At 68.1% G+C, this 22,251-nt stretch carries 20 protein-coding genes and 1 pseudogene; 14 read left to right on the forward strand and 7 right to left on the reverse strand.

The genetic code is table 11. The annotated features are described in order from the left end of the window. Nucleotides 1–15: 15 nt before the first annotated feature. Nucleotides 16–2,013, reverse strand: a complete 1,998-nt coding sequence (locus PA01_11360; protein KON82106.2) for a hypothetical protein — start codon at nt 2,011–2,013, stop codon at nt 16–18. A 416-nt stretch (nt 2,014–2,429) separates the two neighbouring features. Beyond that, nucleotides 2,430–3,251, reverse strand: a complete 822-nt coding sequence (locus tag PA01_11365; protein ID KON82107.1) for a transferase — start codon at nt 3,249–3,251, stop codon at nt 2,430–2,432. Nucleotides 3,252–3,334: 83 nt separating this feature from the next. Between PA01_11365 and PA01_11370 the strand changes: the two genes are divergently transcribed. From PA01_11370 to PA01_11385, 4 genes are read left to right on the forward strand one after another with little or no spacing between them, the layout of a single operon-like run. Next, nucleotides 3,335–3,532: a CopG family transcriptional regulator gene (locus PA01_11370; protein KON82108.2), complete on the forward strand. Its 198-nt coding sequence runs from the start codon at nt 3,335–3,337 to the stop codon at nt 3,530–3,532. A gap of 55 nt (nt 3,533–3,587) precedes the next feature. Then, complete coding sequence (locus tag PA01_11375; protein ID KON82109.2) at nt 3,588–3,854, forward strand: type II toxin-antitoxin system prevent-host-death family antitoxin; 267 nt, start codon at nt 3,588–3,590, stop codon at nt 3,852–3,854. A 1-nt stretch (nt 3,855) separates the two neighbouring features. Continuing rightward, on the forward strand, nt 3,856–4,287 hold the full coding sequence (locus tag PA01_11380; protein KON82110.1) for a type II toxin-antitoxin system VapC family toxin: 432 nt from the start codon (nt 3,856–3,858) through the stop codon (nt 4,285–4,287). Nucleotides 4,288–4,320: 33 nt separating this feature from the next. Next, the gene (locus tag PA01_11385) at nt 4,321–4,575 is read left to right on the forward strand and encodes a DUF504 domain-containing protein (protein KON82111.1); all 255 of its coding nucleotides are present in this window, start codon (nt 4,321–4,323) and stop codon (nt 4,573–4,575) included. A gap of 23 nt (nt 4,576–4,598) precedes the next feature. Here the strand turns inward: PA01_11385 and PA01_18840 are convergent. Then, nucleotides 4,599–4,828: pseudogene (locus PA01_18840) on the reverse strand (transposase). A 501-nt stretch (nt 4,829–5,329) separates the two neighbouring features. Here PA01_18840 and PA01_11390 point away from each other — a divergent pair. From PA01_11390 to PA01_11430, 8 genes are all read left to right on the forward strand, one after another. Then, entirely contained in the window at nt 5,330–5,896 is a 567-nt protein-coding gene (locus PA01_11390; GenBank protein ID KON82112.1) for an aminodeoxychorismate/anthranilate synthase component II, read from the forward strand. A 65-nt stretch (nt 5,897–5,961) separates the two neighbouring features. Further along, the gene (gene trpD, locus PA01_11395) at nt 5,962–6,993 is read left to right on the forward strand and encodes an anthranilate phosphoribosyltransferase (protein ID KON82113.1); all 1,032 of its coding nucleotides are present in this window, start codon (nt 5,962–5,964) and stop codon (nt 6,991–6,993) included. Between the two features lie 8 nt (nt 6,994–7,001). Continuing rightward, nucleotides 7,002–7,790 carry an indole-3-glycerol phosphate synthase TrpC gene (trpC, locus tag PA01_11400; GenBank protein KON82114.1) on the forward strand — a complete coding sequence of 263 codons (789 nt, stop codon included), beginning with the start codon at nt 7,002–7,004 and terminating at the stop codon, nt 7,788–7,790. Nucleotides 7,791–7,802: 12 nt separating this feature from the next. Next, complete coding sequence (locus tag PA01_11405; protein KON82115.1) at nt 7,803–11,816, forward strand: translocation/assembly module TamB domain-containing protein; 4,014 nt, start codon at nt 7,803–7,805, stop codon at nt 11,814–11,816. A 61-nt stretch (nt 11,817–11,877) separates the two neighbouring features. Further along, nucleotides 11,878–12,441 carry a peptide-methionine (S)-S-oxide reductase MsrA gene (gene msrA / locus PA01_11410; GenBank protein ID KON82116.1) on the forward strand — a complete coding sequence of 188 codons (564 nt, stop codon included), beginning with the start codon at nt 11,878–11,880 and terminating at the stop codon, nt 12,439–12,441. A gap of 34 nt (nt 12,442–12,475) precedes the next feature. After that, nucleotides 12,476–12,820, forward strand: a complete 345-nt coding sequence (locus PA01_11415) for an FKBP-type peptidyl-prolyl cis-trans isomerase (GenBank protein ID KON82117.1) — start codon at nt 12,476–12,478, stop codon at nt 12,818–12,820. 298 nt (nt 12,821–13,118) lie between these two features. After that, nucleotides 13,119–14,171, forward strand: coding sequence for a Glu/Leu/Phe/Val dehydrogenase (locus PA01_11425; protein KON82119.1), 1,053 nt, complete (start codon nt 13,119–13,121; stop codon nt 14,169–14,171). A gap of 113 nt (nt 14,172–14,284) precedes the next feature. Next, nucleotides 14,285–15,145 (forward strand): cation diffusion facilitator family transporter, encoded by an 861-nt coding sequence (locus tag PA01_11430; protein ID KON82465.1) that lies wholly within the window; start codon nt 14,285–14,287, stop codon nt 15,143–15,145. Between the two features lie 28 nt (nt 15,146–15,173). Here the strand turns inward: PA01_11430 and PA01_11435 are convergent, their stop codons facing one another. Further along, a complete protein-coding gene (locus PA01_11435; GenBank protein ID KON82120.1) occupies nt 15,174–15,689 on the reverse strand; it encodes a hypothetical protein in 516 nt (171 codons plus the stop codon). 452 nt (nt 15,690–16,141) lie between these two features. Between PA01_11435 and PA01_11440 the strand changes: the two genes are divergently transcribed. Beyond that, nucleotides 16,142–17,527: a fused MFS/spermidine synthase gene (locus PA01_11440; GenBank protein KON82121.1), complete on the forward strand. Its 1,386-nt coding sequence runs from the start codon at nt 16,142–16,144 to the stop codon at nt 17,525–17,527. Here PA01_11440 and PA01_11445 read toward each other — a convergent pair. The 3 genes from PA01_11445 to rfaE2 form a co-directional block, all read right to left on the reverse strand. After that, entirely contained in the window at nt 17,524–18,417 is an 894-nt protein-coding gene (locus tag PA01_11445; protein ID KON82122.1) for a YihY/virulence factor BrkB family protein, read from the reverse strand. The two genes, PA01_11440 and PA01_11445, sit on opposite strands and share 4 nt — an antisense overlap. 77 nt (nt 18,418–18,494) lie before the next feature. Then, the gene (gene recQ / locus PA01_11450) at nt 18,495–20,327 is read right to left on the reverse strand and encodes a DNA helicase RecQ (protein ID KON82123.1); all 1,833 of its coding nucleotides are present in this window, start codon (nt 20,325–20,327) and stop codon (nt 18,495–18,497) included. 85 nt (nt 20,328–20,412) lie between these two features. Next, entirely contained in the window at nt 20,413–20,901 is a 489-nt protein-coding gene (gene rfaE2 / locus PA01_11455; protein ID KON82124.1) for a D-glycero-beta-D-manno-heptose 1-phosphate adenylyltransferase, read from the reverse strand. A gap of 394 nt (nt 20,902–21,295) precedes the next feature. Here rfaE2 and coxB point away from each other — a divergent pair, with 394 nt between their 5' ends. Continuing rightward, nucleotides 21,296–22,207 carry a cytochrome c oxidase subunit II gene (coxB, locus tag PA01_11460; protein ID KON82466.2) on the forward strand — a complete coding sequence of 304 codons (912 nt, stop codon included), beginning with the start codon at nt 21,296–21,298 and terminating at the stop codon, nt 22,205–22,207. Nucleotides 22,208–22,251 lie beyond the last annotated feature (44 nt).

The following is a 22,251-nucleotide window of genomic DNA, read 5'->3' on the forward strand; positions in this document are numbered from 1 at the left end:
TGCCGCCTGCAGGGCTCAATCGCAGCGTATGCGATGCAGCGCCGGATGAGTCCGGTCGATCTCTTCGATCGGGCGCTTTCTGCCCGCCGGCGACAGCGCCGTGTAGGCGCCGAGCAGGTCGGCGGGGAGCCGCCCGACGATGCCGGACAGATCGGCGAAGCGCACGCCTTGGCGCACGAGGTAGGCAATGTAGCTGTGGCGCAGCGCCGCGCCCGTGATCTCGTCTGCGCCCGGAACGCCCGCGTCGTGGGCGGCGTAAAGAAGCGTCGCGTCGAGTGCGTCGGGCGTTCCGCCGCTCGCGGCGGGGACGACAGGGCCGTCGGCCGTCTCGGGACGGTGTTCGCGGTACCGGCCCAACTGCGCCGCGAACGCCGCAGACAGCGGTACGACCCGATCGGGCAGGAGAATGCGGCGCTCGGCCAGATCGAGGGCCGGCCATTTCAGCCCTGCGAGCTCGTCGAACGACAGGCCGGAAAGCAGCGCCAGCGCGCCGACGCGAGCGTCGTCGGGCAGTTCGTCGAGCAGCTGCGCGATCTCGGCTTCGTCGAGTTCGCGCAGCACTGGCGCCGCGCCGGCGAGCAGCGCCGACGGCGCGAACTGACCGAGTGTCTCAGGCGAGCGCGCCGTCGGCAGCTGCACGCTGCGCGGCCACGCGGGTGCAATGACGAGCGACGGAGCCGGGGCGCTGCGGTTGAACAGCTCGACGATCCACGTCGTCAGCAGCGCGAGCAGCAGCGACGCCGTCACGCCGATCGCCGCGTCCCGGCCGTACTGGGGACGCCACGGCTCGGCCGGCGGGTAAGCCGCTTCGAGCGTCGTGACTTCCGGGACGCGGATGCGCTCGGCAGCCTGCAATCCGGTCGCCGTGACGACGGCTGCGCGGTGCATTTGCTCGAGTCCGGTGAGCTCCTCCTGCATCGCCTTGAACTCGCCCAGCCGCGCCGTGAACGCCTGGACCGTCCGCCGCTCGCCGCCCGCCTGTTGCGTCAGCCGGTCGACAGCCGCGCGCGCCGCTGCGACTTCCTCTTCAGCGTCGCTCAGCGCTGCCTGCTGCCCCTTTTCGCGGACCTGCTTCATCTGTTCGTCCAGGCTCGCGATCCGCATGCGCAGCGCCTTCGCGCGCGGATCGAACGCGAGGAAGTCCGGGGTATAAACCCGCTCCAGCTCGTGCTGCTCCTCGCGCAACTGCGACGCACGCTGCTCGAGGTTCGACAGCGTCGGGTTGTCGCGCGCGCGGACGATCGATTTACCGGCGGCAATCGAATCGCGCAGCGAACGCAGCTTCGCTTCGGCGGCGACGAGCCGGTCGTTCGCCGCGTTCAGCGATTGTCCGACGCCCTTGACCTGGGTGAGGACGCGGTTTTCATCACGTTCCAGCGAGACGATGTCGTGGTCGCGGCGGTAGTCGTCGAGCGCACGGCGCTTCTCGGCGACGCGCTCTTCGAGTTTCGCGGCTTCGTCCTGCGCCCGGGTCGCACGGCTGCCCGAATCCTGGCGATAACGCTCGGTGAGCTCGCTGCGGTAAGTGTCGATCAACGCGTTGACGAGCGGCGCGAGCGCTTCGGCCGGCCGGCCGCTCGCTGCGAGCTCGACAACGTCGGTTCCTTCGACCGGCGTCGCGTCGAGCATGCGCCGATAGTCCTCGACGCCATCGCCGCCCTCGTCGGCGCCGGCCGGCAGTGGCGTCCCGACGGCGGCGAGCCGGGCGGCCGCTTTCTCGACGAGCGGGCGGCTCGTGAGCACTTCGATTTCGGTCAGGAACGCCGCCCGGGCCGCCGTCCTGCGTTCGTCGGCGGTGTCGCCGTTGCCCGGCATGTCGATCCGCAGCTGCGCGACGGTGCGGTATTCGGCGGGACGCGAGTAGTCGTAGATCAGGCTCGCGGCGGCCAGCAACAGGAAACTCAGGCCGAAGACGGCGATGCGCCGCCGCTTGTGCGGTGGCGAGTACGCGGTCGAAGCGAGGCCGGGCCAGAACGGATCGACAGTGACCGGGCCGGTGTCGTCGCGGATCATGTCATCGATCCACAAAGAGTATTCGGGCCGCATGCTGCGGGGCGCGAACGGGCGCAGCGGGTCACCGCTGCACGACCCGCTGCGCAAACGCGCGAAGCGAATTCTTCCATGGGCCTGTCTCCTTCCTCGTCGCATCACGTCGACTTGACGTATGGATTAAGTGGATGAACTGCGTATGCCTATTGAAGCACTCCGGCGGGGAAAACTCATGCACGTATTCATCCGCTTACAGTCTCGCCGGGGCAGCGACCGAGCCCTGCCGTCCACGCTGCCTGTTGCCGTCTGCGACCTGTTGCGAGGGGAGCCGGGGGCGCATTGTGGCGCCATTGACGCAGGCTCGTGCGGTGCCCCGCAGCGTGCGCAAGATTGATTTGAGGCAGGGGCGAAATCGCGCGCGGTGCCCGCCCGCCCGGCTTTCAGCGGTGGCCCTTGGCGGACGGCCATGGGTCGTCGCGATCCTCGCGGCGCTGATCGAGCCGGTGCCGGATGCGCTGCGCCAGCGGCCCCAGGCCGAACGGATGATCGAGTGCGAGCGCCCGGGCGCGCTCGAGCAGTTGCGCCCGGCCCGGCGGAAAATGCCGATCCTTGCTCGCGAACACGATGCGGTTCGAGTCTTCGTCGGCGCGCACGGCGACCATCCTGCCGTCGAAGCTGTCGCGGATGCGCGACGCATAAAGCCCGTAGCGTCGGTCGCCCGACCACAGGTTCACCACCATCATGCCGCCTTCCGCCAGCGTCGCGCAGCAGTGATCGTAGAAGCCGGCCGAGCACAGTTGCTCCGGCATTCCGGCGGCATCGAAGCCGTCGACGAGAAGCACGTCCGGCGCTTCGCCGGGGTCGCGCACGTATTCGGCGCCGTCGCGACACACCACCTGTAAACGCGGCCCGTCCGGCGGGATTCCGAACGCATCGCGAAGGGCGATCACTTCCGGGTTGATTTCGACGGCGGTGACGCGGGTTGCGGGCATCGTCTTGAGGCAGTATTTGAGCAGCGAGCCGCCGCCGAGGCCGATCATCGCGACATGACGCGGCGCGGCGTGGAACAGCAGGAAGCCCATCATCGTGCGGGTGTAGTCGAGCGCGAGCGCGTCCGGATCGTCGAGCGCCATCTGGCTCTGGATCGTCAGCCCATCGAACTGCAGCGTGCGCTGGCCGTCGGCGTCGACGACGAACGGATGACCGTCGCCGCGCAGCGCCAGCAAACTGCACCAGCCCAGAAAGGTCTCGCTGTCGCTCACCCGCGGCCTCCTTGCGTTTGCCCATTGCGCTCGCAACAGGTGCACATTACATTGCAAACAATCGCACGCTCAATGTTAATTTCATGTTAATCGATATGAAAGAAAACCGCACTGCCCGCCTGACCCTGCTGATCGATCCGCAGAAGAAGAAGCTCTTCGAGGAAATCTGCGCGAGCAAGGACCTGACGCCGTCGCAGGTCGTGCGCCGCCTGATCCGCCAGTACGTCCAGGAGAACGCGGGCAGCCGGGAGTTGCCCGACTGGCTGAAGGACAACGATTGACACTGCTTCCGGCCCCACGTCGCTACTTTGAACGTGGCCTCCGCCCGCGTATCATTTGACCAGTTTTATGACCAACAGGGAGCAGGTCATGCGCACAGTCAGTCTGGCGGAAGCCAAAGCGCATTTCAGCGAACTCGTTACTCAGGTCGCCGGAGGCGAAGAAGTGGTGATTACCCGGCACGGGCAGCCCATCGTCCGCCTGAGCGGGGTCGAGAAGACGAAAGTGCCGCTTGCCTCTCGCGCGCGATTTCGCGCCCAGTTGCAACGTCTCGAACACCCCTCCGCGACCCTGATTCGCAGCCTGCGCGACGAAGAGCGCTGAGATGCTCTATCTGGACACCAGTTTCGTCGCCCCCTTGGTGTTGAATGAGGACGTGAGTCCACAAGTCGAAGCATTCCTGATAGAACAGGCGGCCGGGAGTCTCGCGGTCAGCCAATGGACGCGCGTCGAGTTTTGCAGCCTGATGGCCCGGGAAGTGCGGATGAAACACTTCAGTACCCAGACCGCAGAAGCGGTCATCGCGGAGTTCGAGACACTGCTTCAGGAGTCCTGTCAGGTCTGGCTGCCCAGCGCAGCCGACTATGAACTGGCCAGGACGTTGCTCGTCCGATTCGACACGGGCTTGCGCGGCGGCGATGCGCTGCATCTGGCCATCGCCAGGAACCAGCGGGCAGACAAAATCCTGACCCTCGACGAAGGCCTCCTCAAAGCCGCCAAACTTCTGAAAATTCCGGCCGGGCGCGGCATCCGTTAGCACTTCGTGATCCACCGCAGGCTGGAGCGCGTCATGACACCCCTGCACGAACTGTTGAGCCGCATCCGCTGGGACGAGGCCTTCGGCGCCGCGCAGTTCGAGCTCGGCTATTACGACCGGGTCGAGCGCCGCATCGTCCGCGTCGATCTGCGCGACCTGTCGTTCGACCCCGAAAACCGCGCGATGCTCAGGCTCGTCGACGACGAAGGCCACACGCGCAGTTTTCCGCTGCATAGGGTGAAGCAAGTATTCCGCAATGATCGCCTGATCTGGCAGCGGGAACGCTGAGGCGCCGTCCAGCTACGTCAATTCTGGCTGTCGTAGATCGCGTCCTCGATCCCCTCGTCCGACAACCCGAAGCACTGCTGTGCCACCTACGTCCGCAGCATCCGCGCCATACCCACCGGCGCCCGACCGCGGCCTTCGCCCTTCGGATAGAACCCCCGATCTCGGCGCCCCGCGCCGCCCACGGCGTCACCGCCTCGACCTCGGCGCGCAACCGGTCGCGCCGCGTCTGCTTCTTCTTGGCAGCGTACTCCAGCTCGGAAGAGCTCGATTGCGTCGGTTCAGGTCTCGTCGTCGGTCAACAGCCGCCATTATCTCAAAGGCATGCCAGCCGCGGACCGGTGACGGGGAAAAAATCAGCGGTTCCTTAAGGTTCATCGCCTTTGGACCCACTGCGAGTGAAACCTGGCCGTGCCCAGCGCGATGACCGGCTCTGCCAGCCGCTGTTGCTCAAGGCCGAGAGGATTGTTGGCGATGGCAACGTGACGGCAGCCGCGAAATGAGCCTGACGACGCCTCCATGTGGGGTCGCATCGGATTCGATACAATCCAATCCTATGTCCGCGTTTTCCTCATCCTCTGCGGCTCTCCATCGTCGGCGCTGGCGAAAGCCTGCCGCCTGATTGACCTGTTGCGCCTGTGTGGGCGCGCGAGCCTCCCCTTCTGCGTGTGACCCTGCCTTGTCCAGTGCGCAAGAAAGGGGGTGTCCAAATGAGGATTGTGGTAAAAAAGAAATAAATCAATAGGATGCATCGAATATGCTGCTGATGATCGACAACTACGACAGCTTCACCTACAACCTCGTCCAGTATTTCGGCGAGCTCGGGGCGGACGTCAAGGTGTATCGCAACGACGAGATCACGCTCGAACAGCTCGCGCTGATGAAACCCGCGCAGCTGGTGATTTCGCCCGGTCCGTGCACGCCGGCCGAAGCGGGAATCTCGGTCGCGGCGATCCGCGAGTTCGCCGGCAAGCTGCCGATCCTGGGCGTGTGCCTCGGGCACCAGAGCATCGGCGCGGCGTTCGGCGGCCGGGTCGTCCATGCGCAGCGCCCGATGCACGGCAAGACGTCGCCGGTGTTCCACGAAGGGCAGGGGGTGTTTCGTGCGTTGCCGAACCCGGTGACCTGCACCCGCTATCATTCGCTCGCGATCGAACGCGACAGCCTGCCCGACTGTCTCGAGATTACGGCGTGGACCGAAGACGGCGAGATCATGGGCGTGCGGCACCGCACGCTCGCGGTCGAAGGGGTGCAGTTCCACCCCGAGTCGATCCTCTCCGACCACGGCCACCAGCTGCTGCGGAACTTCCTCGAACAGAACTGAAACCGGCGCCGGGACGCCGCGAAACGCTCCCGCCCACTTTTACGAATTGCTCCTACAGGCCCGCCATGACCATCACCGCCCAGGAAGCGCTGCAGCGCACGATCGACCACCGCGAGATTTTCTATGACGAGATGCTGTCGCTGATGCGCCAGATCATGGCTGGCGAGATCTCGCCGGTGATGACTGCGGCGATCCTCACCGGCCTGCGCGTCAAGAAGGAGACGATCGGCGAGATCACCGCGGCAGCGACGGTGATGCGCGAGATGTCGACGCCGGTGCGCGTGCCGGGCGCGGACCAGAACTTCCTCGATGTCGTCGGCACCGGCGGCGACGGTGCCAACACGTTCAATATCTCGACGACGACGATTTTCGTCGCCGCCGCCGGCGGCGCGCGCGTCGCCAAGCATGGCGGGCGCAGCGTGTCGTCGAAAAGCGGCGCTGCCGACGTGCTCGAGGCGCTCGGCGTGAAGCTCGGCCTGACGCCGGAGCAGGTTGCCGAATCGATCGAGGCGACCGGCATCGGCTTCATGTACGCGCCGGCCCACCACAGCGCGATGAAGAACGTCGCGCCGGTGCGCCGCGAAATGGGGGTGCGCACGATCTTCAACATCCTCGGGCCGCTGACGAACCCGGCCGGTGCGCCGAACACGCTGATGGGCGTGTTCCATCCCGACCTCGTCGGCATCCAGGCGCGGGTGATGCAGCGCCTCGGCGCGGATCACGTGCTCGTCGTCCATGGGCTGGACGGCATGGACGAAGTGAGCCTCGGCGCGGCGACGATGGTCGGCGAGCTCAAGGACGGCGAAATCCGCGAATACCAGATTCACCCGGAGGACTTCGACCTGCAGATGGTCGGCAGCCGCAACCTGCGGGTCGAGACCGCCGACGAATCGAAAGCGATGTTGCTCGGCGTGCTCGACAACCAGGCCGGTCCGGCGCGCGAAATCGTCATCCTCAATGCTGGTGTCGCGCTCTACACCGCGAACCTCGTCGATTCGATCGACCTCGGCATCCGGCGCGCACGTGAGCTGATCGAGAGCGGCGCGGCGCGCGCGAAGCTCGACGAGTTCATCGCCTTCAACCGCAAGTTCGCGTGAGCGCAACGATGAGCGACATCCTCGACAAAATCCTCGCGGTCAAGCGCGACGAAGTCGCCAAAGGCCGCGCGGCACGCCCTCTCGCACAAGTCCGTGCCGAAGCCGAAGCGCTCGCTGCGCCGCGCGATTTCGTCGGCGCGATCGGCGCGAAGATCGCCGCCGGAGACGCTGCGGTGATCGCCGAGATCAAGAAGGCGAGCCCGTCGAAAGGGGTGATCCGCGAGGATTTCCGCCCCGCCGAGATCGCGCTGCAGTACGAGCGCGGCGGCGCCGCGTGTCTGTCGGTGCTGACCGACCGGCAGTTCTTCCAGGGGGCGCCGGCGTATCTGCAGGCAGCGCGGGCGGCCTGCGGCCTGCCGGTGCTGCGCAAGGATTTTCTCGTCGACCCGTGGCAGGTGTATGACGCGCGCGCGATGGGCGCGGATGCGGTGCTGCTGATCGTCGCAGCGCTCGAGCTCGCGGTGATGCGCGATATGGAAGCGATTGCTGCGAGCCTCGGCATGGCGGTGCTCGTTGAGGCGCACGACGCGGCCGAGCTCGATGTCGCGCTGCAGCTCTCGACGCCGCTCGTCGGCATCAACAACCGCAACCTGCGCACCTTCGACGTCAGCCTGCAGACGACGCTCGATCTGCTCGCGCGCGTCCCGGCCGGGCGCATCGTCGTCACCGAATCGGGCATCCTCGCGCCCGCGGACGTCGCGCTGATGCGGGCGAACGCGGTCAATGCTTTCCTCGTCGGCGAAGCGTTCATGCGCGTGCCGGACCCGGGCGAGGGATTGCGCGCGCTGTTCGGCTGAGCTGGACCGACGATGGCGCCCGCAGTCGAGACTTCGGTGCGGCGCCCATTTTTCCGCATCGCGGCCGGACTGCTGCTCGTCGTGCTGCTGCTCGTCGTGGCAGCGGCGCTGTTCGCGACGTGGCTGGTGCGCACTGAATCCGGCCTACGCCTTGCCGCCGACGCGGTCGGACGCCTGAGCGGCGGGCAGGTCGTCGTCGAGAACGCGGCCGGTCGTCTCGCCGGGCCGCTCCGGATCGGCGCGCTGCGCGTCGCCACCCCGGACCTGCGGCTGCGGCTCGACAACCTGGCGCTGCAGTGGAACCCTGTGGCGCTGCTGTTCGACCGCCATCTCGACATCGCGTCGGTCACGATCGACGAAGTCACGCTGGCACGTCGCCCCGCTGACGCGCCCGCTCCCTCCCAAGGTCCTCCGGCAACGCTCGAACTGCCGTTCTCGCTGTCGTTGCGGGCGCTGCAGGTCGGACGCGTCGCGGTGCTCGACTGGCCGGCCGAAGGGGCCAATGCGGCGCCGGCCGAGGCAGTGAAGTTCGAACTCTCGTCGCTCGCGGCTACGCTCGCGAGCGACGGGCGGCACCATCGGATCGAAGCCCTCTCCGCGACGCTGCCGTTCGGCCAGGCGAGCCTGTCCGGCGAAATCGACGGCGGCGCGGCGCCGTTCGCGCTGTCGGCGAGCGGCGCGCTGCAAGGCGAGCGCGCTGGCCATGCCTACACGCTGAACCTTCGCGCCGATGGCGACCTCGTCGCTCCGCACCTGCTTGTCGAAGCTGAAGGCGCAGGGCTATCCGGCAGCGCGGATATCCTCGCCGCGCCGTTCGAGCCGGTGCCGCTGCGCCGCCTGCGCGCCGCGCTCGGCGATCTCGACCCGTCCGCGTTCCAGCCGGACGCGCCGAAGGCCGCGCTGCGTGTCGAAGCCGACCTCACGTCCGCTCCCGGCGAAGCGTGGGTGCTCTCGGGGCCGATCACGATCGAGAACCGTGCGCCCGGTACGCTCGACCGCAACGCGGTGCCGGTCGAGCGCATCGCGGCGCAACTGCGCTGGACGCCGACCGAAACAAGTGCCGATTCGCTGCTCGTCGAGCTGCCCGGCGCCGGCACCGTCGCCGGAAACGTCCACTGGTCGCCGGACACCGGCACCGCATTCGGACGCGTGACCGCGATGCTGCAGCTCGCTGGCATCGATCCCGCCCGGCTCGACGCGCGACTGCCGAAAAGCGAAGTCGCCGGCACCGTCGAAGCGGCAGGCGACGCGTCGCGGCAGACGGCGCAGCTCGAACTGCGCGTCGGCGCCGCGCGGATTCGTGCCGACGGCGAACTGACGGCGACGGACGACGGTGCGCAAACGCTTGTCGCAACCGGCCAGCTTGCGGCGTTCGATCCGCACGCGCTGCTTGGCCGCGCGCCTGTCGCGAACCTGAACATGAGCTTCGAACTGCGGGGTGAACTGGGTGAGCCGCGGCGTTTCGACGTCCGCTGGCAACTGCAGCCGAGCCGGCTCGAAGGCCGGCCGCTGAACGGAAACGGCCACGTCGTCATCGATGGCGAGCGGCTCGCCGACAGCGACATCGACCTGACGCTCGCGCGCAACCGGGTGCAGGTGAAAGGCGCGTGGGGCGGGCGCGGCGACGAGCTGCAGATCGACGTTGATGCACCGGCGCTCGCCGCGCTCGGCGATGAATTCGGTGGCCGCGCGCGCCTCCAAGGGACCGTCAGCGGCACGCTCGAGCGCCCCGGCGCGAGGTTCGACCTGTCGGCGACGGCGCTGCGCGTGCCGGGCGGGCTGCGGGTCGCGGGAGTCGACGCGCACGGCCGGTTCGCCGACGGCATCGACGGGCCACTCGAACTCGCGCTCGACGTCAGCGGATTGGGCCGCGGCGAGGACGAGAACCTCATCGACCGCGCGAAGCTCGGCGTCAGCGGGAAAGGCACGGAGCACGTCATCGACTTCACGGCGAGCGGCCTCGAGGACGACACGGTGCGCATGCGCCTCGAAGGCAGGCTCGTGAGGACGCCCGAGGCTGGCGGTTCGGCAAACGCCGCAGGCGGGGCCCGAGGGGCAGCCAAACCCGACTCCGCGCCGCCCGCCGATCCGCGCGCGCGCTTCGCGTGGCAGGGGCGTGCGACGACGCTCGAAACCGGTGGGCGTTTCGAAGCGCGGCTGACTTCGCCGGCGCAGCTCCAGGTCGGGGCCGAACGCATCGCGCTCGGGACGGCGACGTTCGACGCCGGCGAGCGCGGCCGCATCCGGCTCGACGAAACGCAATGGACGCCGCAGTCGATCGCCGCCCGCGGTTCGCTGACCGGGCTCGCGCTGCGCCTCGCGAGCCGGCCCGACGGACGCAGCGAAGGGCGCCGCGAAGGGAGTGTTGGGCGCGAGCGCGGCGCGCTGGTGCTCGGGGCCGAATGGGACGTGCAGCTCGGGCAGAGCGCGAACGGCAGGGCGCGCGTGTACCGCGAGTCGGGCGACCTGAGCGTCAGCGGCGAGCTCCCGGCGCGGCTCGGCCTCGAACATCTCGAAGCCCGACTGACTGCGCGCGACAACCGCCTCGCGCTGTCGCTCGACGCGCGAGGCTCCGAACTCGGCGAACTGGTCGGTTCGGCGACCGCGCTCGCCGAACGCGACGCGGACGCGGGCTGGCGGCTCGTGCCGGACGCGGCGCTGCTCGGCTCGGCGCGGCTGGAAATGCCGTCGATCGCGTGGCTCGGGCGCCTGATGCAGGAAAACATCGTCACCGGCGGCAGCCTCGCGGCCGATTTCGCGCTCGCCGGCACGGCGGCCGATCCGCGCGCGAGCGGCAGCGTCGACGGACGCGGGCTGTCGGTCGCCCTCGTCGACGAAGGGCTGCAGCTGAGCGGGGGGGAACTGCGCGCGGAGTTCGACCGCGACCGGCTGCGCCTCGTCCGCCTCGAGTTCGTGTCGCCAAATCGCGTCCGGCCCGCCGACGGGCGCGTGCCGGTGGCGCGCTTCACGCGCGAGCCGGGCCGCCTCACCGCGTCGGGCCAGATCGCGCTCGACAGCGGAACGGGGCGTTTTGTCTACCAGGCCGACCGTCTGCCGATCCTGCAGCGGCCCGATCGCTGGCTGATCCTCTCCGGCGGCGGCACCGCGCAGAGCACGTGGACCAGCCTCCACCTGGAGGCGGAGTTTCGTGCCGACGCAGGATACGTCGAGCTCGCCGATTCGCCGCCGCCGAGCCTCTCCGAAGATGTCGTGATCCTCGGGCGCGAAACGCCGTCCGGCAAAGGCGGCTTCAAGCTCTCTGCCGACGTGCTGGTCGCGCTCGGCGAGAACCTCTACCTGTCGGCGCTCGGCGTCGATACGCGGCTCGCGGGCGAACTGCAGCTGCGCGTGCGCGACGGCGAGCGGCTCAGTGCGATCGGCACGATCGCGACCGTCGGCGGCACCTATCAAGGCTATGGCCAGAGCCTCGTCATCGAGCGCGGCCGGATCAATTTCCAGGGACCGCTGAACAACCCGGGCCTGAACATCGTCGCGCTGCGCAAAGGGCTCGCGGTCGAAGCCGGAGTCGCGATCGTAGGCAGCGCACGGCGGCCGCAGGTGCGGCTGGTGTCCGAACCGAACGTGCCGGACCCGGAGAAACTGTCGTGGCTCGTCCTCGGCCGACCGCCGACGGCCGGCGGCGGCGCCGACCTCGGCCTGCTGCTGCCGGCCGCGCAGGCGCTGTTCGGCGGGCCGGGCGGCGGCATCACCGAACAGCTGTCGCGCAGCCTCGGCTTCGACCAGTTCTCGATCGGGCAGGGGGAACTCAGCAGCGTCACGCGCGGTGCGACGAGCCGGGTGGTCGGCGAAGGTTCCGTCGTCACCGGCGAAGGCACCGTCAGCGGACAGGTGCTGTCGGTCGGCAAGCGCCTGTCGTCGGACCTGTTCCTGTCGTTCGAGCAGAGTCTCGGCGGCGCCGAAAGCCTCGTCAAGCTGACCTACCAGCTGACCCGACAGGTCTCCGTCGTGGCGCGCGGCGGCAGCGACAACTCGGCCGACGTCTATTACACAATCTCCTTCAAATAAACGGGAATGCACGTGCCGCAGCGTTGTCCTAGCAGCAGCGATTCCCAAGGAGGTGATCCGTATGACGGAACAGGAAATGCCCGCGGCACGTGAAACCGCCATTCTGGCCGGTGGCTGTTTCTGGTGCCTGGAGGCGGTGTTCAAGGATGTGGAAGGCGTGGAATCGGTGACGTCCGGCTATACCGGCGGACGCGTCGATTCTCCGTCCTATCGCCAGGTGTGCGAAGGCGGAACCGGCCACGCCGAAGCCGTGCGCATCGTGTTCGATCCCGAAGTGATCGGCTACCGTGATTTGCTGGAGATATTCTTCGTCATCCACGACCCGACGAGCCTCAACCGGCAGGGCAACGACGTCGGCACGCAATACCGTTCCGCGATTTTCGCGACGACGGACGAGCAGTTGCACGAGGCGCTCGCGCTGATCGAGGAAATGGGCGAGATGCGGGTGTATCCGTCGGCGATCGTGACCAAAGTCGAGCGGGCCGGCACGTTCTGGCCGGCGGAGGATGTGCATCGCGATTATTACGCGCGCAACTCGGATCAGTCGTATTGCCAGTATGTCGTCGCGCCGAAGATCGCGAAATTCCGCGAGAACTTCGCCAGCCGGCGCAAGCGTGGAGGGTAGAATCCGGATTTTCCCCTCAACCAGGAGAGTACCGATGTCCCAGACCACGACCGCCAGCGGCCTCATCATCGAAGACATGGAGGTCGGCAGCGGCGCGACGGCCGAAAAAGGCAAGAGCGTGTCGGTGCATTACACCGGCTGGCTCACCGACGGCCGCAAGTTCGATTCGAGCAAGGATCGCAACGATCCGTTCGAATTTCCGCTCGGCGCCGGCCACGTTATCCGCGGCTGGGACGAAGGCGTGCAGGGCATGCAGGAAGGCGGCCGGCGCAAGCTGACGATTCCGCCCGAACTCGGCTACGGCGCGCGCGGCGCCGGTGGCGTGATCCCGCCGAATGCGACGCTGGTGTTCGAAGTGGAACTGCTGAAAGTCCGCTGAGCACCGCCCATTTGGCGCCCAGCTGAACGCGACTTGCCGACCGGCACTCCGGGCCGCGCGCCGCTATCGGCAGCTGCGTCGCGCATGCAGGACGGGCGCCGCGATTCCCGCCTAGAGAGCTAACCTCGCGCGTTCCGAGCGGTCCAACCCGGCAACGGAAAGGCCGACGCCGCACGGGGCGTTTTTCCCGGTCCCGTCCTGCGGATCGGTCTCCACTCCGCGCCACTTCCGGCCGCAATCGCCACAAGCGAGCGCGGAAGAAAGTGCCGCATCTTCGACACCCGCGAAGGAGGCCAGCATGAGCGTATTTTCCACTCCCGATTTTGCCGACCACGAACAGGTCGTGTTCTGCAGCGACGACAAGCGCGGCCTGAAGGCGATCATCGCGATTCACAACTCGAACCTCGGCCCGGCGCTCGGCGGCTGCCGCATGTGGCCGTACGCGAACGAGGACGAGGCGACGCGCGACGTGCTGCGGCTGTCGCGCGGCATGACCTACAAATCCGCAATGGCGAAGCTCGCGCTCGGCGGCGGCAAGTCGGTCGTCATCGGCAACCCGCGCACCGACAAGACGCCCGCGTTGCTCGAAGCGCTCGCGCGCGCGATCGACCGGCTCGGCGGACGCTATATCGCGGCCGAGGACTCGGGCACCAGCGTCGCCGACATGAAGCTCATGGCGCAATTCACGCCGCACGTCTGCGGCGTCCGCGACAAGCCGGCCGAGCACGGCACGCGCAGCGGCGACCCGTCGCCGTCCACTGCATACGGCACGCTCGTCGGCATCCGCGCGGCAGTGAAGGAGCGGCTGGGCCGCGATTCGCTCGACGGCTTGCGCGTCGCGGTGCAGGGGCTCGGTCATGTCGGCCTCGATCTCGCTCGCCGGCTGAGAGCGGCGGGCGCCGAGCTGTGGGTCACCGACCTCTATCGCGAGCCGCTGCGCAGCGCTGGCAAGGAACTCGGTGCGACCGTCGTCGCGCCGGATGAAATCTTCGGCCTCGATGTCGACGTGTTCGCGCCGTGCGCGCTCGGCGCCGTCCTGAACGACCGAACGATCCCCGAGCTGAAGGCGAAGATCGTCGCCGGCGCCGCGAACAACCAGCTCGCTGAAGCGCGGCACGGCACCGCGCTGATGAACCGCGGCATCCTGTATGCGCCGGACTACGTCATCAACGCCGGCGGCATCATCGACGTGTATTACGAGCGCATCGGCAACTTCGATCCGGCGGCGCTCAGGCGGCACATCGAGGGCATCCACGACAACCTGCTGGAGATTTTCGCGCGTGCGCGCGCCGAAGAGCGGCCGACTGGCGAAGTCGCCGACGCGATCGCCGAGGAACGCTTCAGGCGCTGACGTCGTGGGCGCCGGCGGCAGCTGGCCACCGTCCGCGCTTTCCGCACGCGGTGACTCTGCGGCGAACGGCCGCCGTGGTTTACCATGTCCGCCGTTCCGTTCCCGTTGTCATCATGCGCACCCTCACTCCGCACCAGGCCCTGCTGCTGTCGATCCTCGCCGCGCTGACGACGATCGGCATGAAGGCGGGAGCGTGGTGGCTGACCGGCTCGGTCGGATTCCTCTCCGACGCGCTGGAGTCCCTCGTCAACCTCGCCGGCGCGTCGTTCGCGCTGCTGATGGTGTCGCTCGCGCGCGCTCCGGCCGATCCCGGGCACCCGTACGGCCACGGCAAGGCGGAGTATTTCTCGGCCGCGTTCGAAGGCATGCTGATTTTCGTCGCCGCGCTGGTGATTCTCGCGACGGCCGTCGAACGCCTGATCCATCCGCAGCCGCTCGGCGCGCTCGGCCTCGGCACGGTGCTGTCGGTCGGCGCGAGCCTCGTCAACCTGGTGGTCGCGCGCATCCTGTTCGACGTCGGGCGGGCGCATCGTTCGCTCGCGCTCGAAGCCGATGCGCGTCATCTGATGACCGACGTGTGGACGACCGCGGGGGTCGTCGCGGGCGTCGGCCTGGCGAGCCTTAGCGGCTGGCACTGGCTTGATCCGCTCGTCGCAGCCGGCGTCGCGGTGAATATCCTGCGCGAAGGCTGGAGCCTGATGCACCGCTCGGTCGATGGGCTGATGGACCGCGCGCTCGACGACGCCGAAATCCGGCGCATCGAGGCAGTGCTGCAGTCCTGCTGCAACGGCGGCGGACGCTTCGTCAACCTGAAAACGCGCGTCGCCGGCGCGATGCAGTTCGCGCATGTCGATCTGCGCGTGCCGGGAGACTGGACCGTCGCCCACGCCCATGCCCTTGCCGATGCGGCCGAGGAGGCAGTCAGCGCGCAGACCGGGACGCGCCTGACGACCCATATCGAGCCCATCGATTAGCTCTCCGCGGCACGCGCCGAAGACCTGCTCACGTCGTTGCCGCAGCCCCTCCGGGTTCGGCCATCGAATCGCCAATGATCTGCCGCGCGTAAGTCGTCTGCTCTTCGGTCGCGGTATGCGCGACGAGGACGACGTGGCCGCTCGCGAGCGCATCCTTGACGAGATCGGCGACGTCGCCCTTGCTGTTCTCCGCGCCCGCCGCCGCCCCGACGATCGCGCCGAGGCTCGCTCCCCAGCCGAGCATCGACAGCGCGCCGAGCACCGGGCTGGCGACGAACAGGCTGATGTTCGCCGCGGCGAGCGCCACGGTCCCCGCAGCGCCGGCGAGCGTCCCGACTGCAGTGCCGATCGCGCCGTCGCGCAGCACTTCCTTCAGCACGTCGTCGCTGTCGGCCGTGGCGTCCTCGTTCTCGCGGCTGCGGCCCGGTTCCAGCAGCGTCGCCTTGTCCCGTGGCAGGCCGCGCTGAACGAGCCGGTCGAGCGCTGCTTCGGCCGCCGCGCGCGTCTCGTAGACACCCAGTACTCTGTGCAGGTAGTTTTCCATCGTGTGCTCCTGTCCGGCGGACGGTGCGCCGTCGCACGCGTTTTCCGCATCCGGGATATTAACCCGGCGATTAAATACAACCGTTCGCCCTGAGCTTGTCGAAGGGCACGCCAGGGCTTCGACAAGCTCAGCCCGAACGGTATTTAGTTGCCGGGCTAATAGAGTGCGGCGGAGACGTTCGCGTTCCGAAGCGCTACCCGGATACTCCGGCGAAGGCTCTCCCTACGCGTGCTGCGACGCGGTCCGGGCTCAATCCTTGCGGGAGTCGTCGAACCGTTTCCGGCTGCGGCGCACGGCAAGGTGCGCGGCGAGTCCGATCGCAGCGATGAGGACGATGAAGATGAGCGGATGCAGCAGTTCACGCATGGAGCGTACTGTAGCGCGGCACGTGCCGGGGCGAGCGCGCGCTGCGCGCCGATTCCGTAAACTTCGTCGATGATGCGCCCGCGCCGATGACCCGCTCCGCCCGTCCCGTTCGCACGGCGATCCTGTTCGCCACGGTGTTCGTCGAAGGCTTTTCGTCGCTCGGCGCGGAGATCATCGCGTTGCGCCGCCTCGTGCCGCATCTGGGCAGCGCGATCACCGTGACGGCGCCGACGATCGGTTTCTTCCTCCTCGCGCTCGCGCTCGGCTACCAGGCGGGCGGGCGCGTCGAGCGCGATTTCCTCGGCCGCGTCAGGCGCAACTTCCTGATCGCTGCGGCATTGATCGCGGTCGGACTGGCCGGCCCGGTCGTCGACGCGCTGTTTGTGCACGTCACGCCGGCGCCGCTCGCGTACCTCGTCTTCGTCGCCGGCGTGGTATGCCCGATCGCGTGGCTGCTCGGCCAGACGGTGCCGGTGCTGACCAACGTGCTGCGCGACGATCGCGTCGGCGCGCGCAGCGGCGCGGCACTGTACTGGTCGACGCTCGGGTCGTTCCTCGGTTCGCTGTCGCTGTCGCTGCTGGTCATGCAGTGGCTCGGCGTTGCCGCAGCGATCCTCGTCTGCGCGGCGCTGCTCCTGTGCCTCGTGCCGTGGCTGCAGGATTCCGGGGAACGGGCGGTGGCGGCCGATCTGCCGCTCATCGCGCTGGTCGCCGTCTTCGCGTTCGGCGGCAACGTGCTGCTGCCGCAACAGATCGAAACCGCCTACGCCACTTACCGGGTCGGCCCGGTGGCGCTGCCGGATATGAACGACCCGCGGGTGTTCTGGATCAACAACCAGGTCGCTTCGATCATCGACGACAGCGACCCGCCGCGCTACACGCGTTACATCGAGCGGCTGCGCACGGTGATGCTCGACGAAATGGGTTTTCGCAACCGCAGCATCCTCGTGCTCGGCGCTGGCGGCTTCACGCTTTCGCATCGCGAACCGCTCAACGACTACCTGTACGTCGATATCGATCCGGCGATACGCGAACTGGCGGAGCGGGAATTCCTCGGTACCGGGAGTCGCGGGCGTTTCGTCGCCGCCGACGCGCGGCGTTTCGTCACCGACACCGACGAGCGCTTCGACGCGGTCGTCGTCGACGCCTACAGCGCGCTCACGAGCATTCCCGCGCATCTGGTCACGCGCGAATTCTGGCACGGGACGCAGCGCGTGCTGGCGCCGCAAGGCGTGATGTTCGCGAACCTGATCCTCGATTCACGCCTCGCGACGCCGTACGCACGCAACCTGCTCGCGACGATCCAGTCGGTCTATGGCCCGTGCGCGGTCGAAATCCTGTTCCGCGGCCGCCCGCTGTCGAACGTCCTCGTGCAATGCTTCGCCGGCAGCCCGCCGCCGGCCGCCGAGCCCTATACCGACGAGCGCAACCGCGCGGATATCGACGTGCTGCGCTCGGCCCCGGGCGATTAGCGCGGGGCCGAGCGCGCTGCGGGTGGTGCCGTTTCGCCGGCTTTCGAGCCTGCTCCGTGCGCATAGGCGTGGGTGAACTCGGCGCCGAGCAGGAACACGAGACTCGAGTAATACACCCACACGATGACGACGATGAACGTGCCTGCGGCGCCGAACCCGGAGGCGAGCGCGCTCTTTCCGATGTAGAGGCCGATGAGGAATTTGCCGATCGAAAACAGCAGCGACGTGACCGCCGCGCCGATCCAGACATCGTCCCACGCGATCGGGACGCTCGGCAGGATCTTGAAGATCATCGCGAAGAGTCCGGTGATGACGGCGAACGACACGAGGAAATTCACCGCCTGCAGCGTCAGCTCCCAGTTGCCGAACCAGCCGCCCCACCATTCGCCGAGCGCGGCGAGGGCGGCGTTGAGGATCAGTGACACGATCAGCAGGAAACCGACGCCGAGCACGATGCCCAGCGACAGCAGGCGCGCGCGCACCAGACCGCTGATGCCCGTTTTCTGCTTGTCCGGCGGGACTTTCCAGACGATGTCGAGATCGGTCTGCAGTTCGGCAAACACGGTCGTTGCGCCGACGATCAGCGTCAGCGTGCTGACGACGGTCGCGATCGTGCCGCCTTCGGGATCGCGCGCCGCCTCGAGCACGGTCTGGATGCCGGTCGCGCCGGTTTCGCCGACCATGCCGCCGAGCTGCGCAACGATCGCGTTGCGCGCCGCCTCTTCACCGAAAACCAGGCCGGCGATCGCGATCGCGATCAGCAGCAGCGGCGCGAGCGAGAACACCGTGTAAAAGGCGATCGCCGCGCCCATGCTCGACGCGCGGTCGTCGATCCACGCGGCGACCGACTGCTTTGCCAGGCTCCACAGCGTTCGTGCCGAAATTGCCACGGTGCACCTCCGATGGCGATTTTTCGCTGCGACGCTGGCAAACCGCGTACCCGCTGCCTGCAGTAGGGGCTGCCGCTTCAGATCTCGCGCGCGATCTCGGCGAGGATGTCGGCGCCGTACGCTTCGAGCTTGCGATCGCCGATGCCCGAAATGCCCGCCAGTTCAGCAAGGGTCACGGGCCGCGCGAGCGCGATTTCGCGCAGCGTCGCGTCGTGGAAGATCACGTAGGCGGGGACGTTGCGTTCGCGCGCGGTGGCCGCGCGCCATGCGCGCAGGCGGTCGAACAAGGTCAGCGGCACGCCGTCCGGGATCTCCAGGCGGGTGCTGCGGCTGCGTTTCGCCCGGCGCTTTTCCGGCGCAAGGCGCAGCGCGAATTCGGCTTCGCCGCGCAGCAGCGGGCGCGCGAGGTCGGTCAGCGTCAGCGCGCTGTGGCGGTCATGGTCGACGGCGAGGAGCCCGCGCGCGACGAGCTGGCGGAACAGCGTGCGCCAGGTCTTTTCGTCGAGGTCGGCGCCGATGCCGAACGTGCTGACCTTGTCGTGCTCCCAGTCGCGCACCTTGTCGGTGAGTTCGCCGCGCAGCACGTCGATGACGTGGCCGGCGCCGAAGCGCTGGCCGGTGCGGAACACCCCCGACAGCGCGCGGCGCGCCGCGTCGGTCGCGTCCCACGTGCGCGGCGGCTCGAGACAGTTGTCACAGTTGCCACACGCCTCGCCGGCTTCGCCGAAATGCGCGAGCAGGAACTGGCGGCGGCAGCCGGTCGTCTCGACGAGGCCGACCAGCGCGTCGAGGCGTGCTCGCGCGCGCCACTTGAAGTCGTCCGCGCCTTCGGACTCGTCGATCATGCGCCGCTGCTGCACGACGTCCTGCGCGCCCCACGCCATCCACGCCTGCGCCGCAAGGCCGTCGCGCCCGGCGCGGCCGGTCTCCTGGTAATAGCCTTCGATCGAGCGCGGCAGGTCGAGGTGCGCGACGAAGCGCACGTCGGGCTTGTCGATGCCCATGCCGAACGCGATCGTCGCGACCATGACGATGCCGTCCTCGCGCAGGAAGCGGCTCTGGTGCGCGGCGCGGGTTTCCTGCGCCATGCCGGCGTGGTAGGGGAGTGCGCGGATGCCCTGTTCGCCGAGCCACGCCGCGGTCTCCTCGACCTTGCGCCGCGACAGGCAATACACGATGCCCGCTTCGCCGGCGTGATCGTCGCGGATGAACGCGAGCAGCTGGGCGCGCGGATTGTCCTTGTCGACCATGCGGTAGCGGATGTTCGGCCGGTCGAAGCTCGACACGAAGCGCCGGGCGTCGCCGAGCGCGAGCCGCCGGGCGATTTCCTCGCGAGTTTCGGGGTCGGCCGTCGCGGTCAGCGCGATCCGCGGCACCGCCGGGAAGCGTTCGGACAGCACCGACAGCTGCAGGTATTCCGGGCGGAAGTCGTGGCCCCACTGCGACACGCAGTGCGCTTCGTCGATCGCGAACAGCGCGATGCGTCCGGCTTGGTGCAGCCGGTCGAGCGTCGCGAGCAGGCGCGCCGTCAGCAAGCGTTCGGGCGCGACGTACAGCAGGTCGAGCCGTCCGGCGACCAGATCGCGCTCGACCGCGGCGGCTTCATCGGCGGCCTGGCTGGAATTCAGATACGCGGCCGCGACGCCCGCTTCGCGCAGCGCGCTGACCTGGTCCTGCATCAGCGCGATCAGCGGCGACACGACCACCGCAGTGCCCGGGCGCATCAGCGCCGGGATCTGGAAGCACAGCGACTTGCCGCCGCCGGTCGGCATCAGCACCAGCGCGTCGCCGCCGGCGGCGACGTGTTCGACGATCGCCTCCTGCTCGCCGCGGAAGGCGGTGTAGCCGAAGACGTGTTCGAGAAGGTGGAGCGAGGAGGGAGGAGCTGCGGCGGGAGTCATCGGCGGCATTTTAACGGCGTCGTGCGCCGGCGGGCGGCCGATCGGCGTCGGGGGCGTTGCAGCGGCGCGCGCACCCGTTGCCACGCGCGCGAGTTCAGCCGCCGCGGATGCGCCCTAGGAGGGCCGTCGTCGAGCGCTCGTGCGCGAACGGAATCGAATGCACGGTGCCACCCCAGCTGCGCACTTCGCTGGCGCCGACGATCCGCTCGGGCGCCCAGTCGCCGCCTTTGACGAGGACGTCGGGCCGGGATTCGAGGATGCACGCGAGCGGCGTGTCTTCGTCGAACCACGTCACGAGGTCCACGCATTCGAGCGCGGCGATGACGGCAGCGCGATCCTCGAGCGGATTGACCGGCCGGTCGTCGCCTTTGCCCAGTCGCCGCACCGACGCATCGGTGTTCAGCGCGACGATCATTGCGGCGCCGAGCGCGCGCGCCTGCGCGAGGTAGGTCACGTGGCCGCGATGCAGAATATCGAAACAGCCGTTCGTAAACACGAGCGGTCGGGGGAGCGCTGCGACACGGCGCGCGAGTTCCTCGGGCGGGCAGATCTTGGTCTCGAAAGCGGGGAAAAAATGGCGCATTTTTCGTGTCGGAGGGGGTGACCGCCGCGATTCTAGCGCGGAAGCGCGCGGCAGGTTGGGCGCTGCAGCGCCCACGCTGCGGGAAAACCCTGACTCGGCCTCGCATTCCCGGTCGGCAGTAAGCGATTAGCACGTATTGCGCTGCAAAATATTGATGATGCTCAAAAACCTGTATTGCGAACGCTGATTTTGCTATGGCATGATCAGTTCGACTACACGGAAAAGTCTTTCATCATCAGGACGGAAATTCCTTCCGGGTAGCGGTTTGTTCTCGCCGGCGTGCAGCGATGCGCGGCTTCCGGCGCCGGCCGTCACGGTTCGGGAACCGGGCTCGCGCGTCATGCGCTTCCGCGTCCCCGGCGACGCCGACACTGCATTCGATAGAGGTTGGGACATGCGTCTTGCCGGTCGCGTTGCAGCTCCAGTCATCCTGCTCCCCGTAGCTTCCGCTGCCGTCGCGCAGAGCATACCGAGCAAATTCAACCTCCCGCCGCCTGTCACGTCGATCGGCGCCCAGATCTACGATTTGCACAACCTGATGCTGATCATCTGCCTGGTGATCTTCATCGCGGTGTTCGGCGTGATGTTCTGGGCGGTGTTCCGGCATCGCAAGTCGCGCGGTGCAGTGGCGGCGAACTTCCACGAGAACACGTCGGTGGAGATCGCCTGGACGATCATCCCGGTGTTCATCCTGCTCGGGATGGCGTGGCCGGCGACGAAGACGGTGCTCGACATGAAGAACACCGCGGACCCCGACATCACGATCAAGGCCACCGGCTACCAGTGGAAATGGGGCTATGACTACCTGCAGGGCGAAGGGCAGGGGATCCGCTTCGTCTCGAACCTGTCCACGCCGCGCGACCAGATCGAAGGCGCGGCGCCAAAAGGCGAGCACTACCTGCTAGAGGTCGATAACCCCCTCGTCGTGCCGGTCGGCAAGCGCATTCGGGTGCTGACGACCGCCAACGACGTGATCCACTCGTGGTGGGTGCCGGCGTTCGGCGTCAAGCAGGATGCGATCCCGGGGTTCATCCGCGACGCGTGGTTCCGCGCCGAGACCGAAGGCGTGTATCGCGGCAACTGCGCCGAGCTGTGCGGTCGCGACCACGGCTTCATGCCGGTCGAAGTGCACGTCGTGTCGCAGCAGGCTTACACCGAATGGGTCGCCCGCCAGCTGGCCGCCGGGGCGGTCGGCTCTGCGACCGCAGGCGCATCGGCACCGGGTGTCCCTCCGATGCCGGCCGCACCGGCTGCCGAAGGGGCTGCGCAGTCCGCTCCGGCGAACGCGGCCCCGGCAGGCAACTGAACGGCAGCACGAGCGCAGCACCCGCTCCGGCCAGCACGCCGGAG

Source organism: Azoarcus sp. PA01, assembly GCA_001274695.2.
In the GTDB taxonomy this organism is placed as follows: domain Bacteria; phylum Pseudomonadota; class Gammaproteobacteria; order Burkholderiales; family Rhodocyclaceae; genus Aromatoleum.